At 55.4% G+C, this 280-nt stretch carries 1 protein-coding gene; it reads left to right on the top strand.

The window, feature by feature from the left end:
- A partial coding sequence (locus IAE36_RS23525) for an immunoglobulin-like domain-containing protein (protein WP_201214980.1) occupies positions 1-280 on the top strand: 280 nt, incomplete at both ends.

The following is a 280-nucleotide window of genomic DNA, read 5'->3' as shown; positions in this document are numbered from 1 at the left end:
GCAACTGACCCTGGATAAAACCCCGGTCAGCACGACTGTCACCGATGAACCAGGCTCGGGTACTCCAGGCACGGGTAACCAAGGTGATCTGGTGCAAGTCACCATCTCGGCTGATCAAACTTCGGTCGCAGAAAACGTCAAACCGACGTTCACCGTACAGATCAACACTGCACTGGCACACGACTTGGTCGTGACCCTGAGCAACAACGCTCAAGTCACCATCAAGGCTGGCCAAACCAGTGCTTCGTATGAGCATGCTGCGCAGGGCGATGACGTTTAC

Source organism: Pseudomonas sp. S36 (assembly GCF_016647875.1).
GTDB lineage: Bacteria > Pseudomonadota > Gammaproteobacteria > Pseudomonadales > Pseudomonadaceae > Aquipseudomonas > Aquipseudomonas parafulva.
This window is presented reverse-complemented; position numbering and strand designations above follow the sequence as displayed.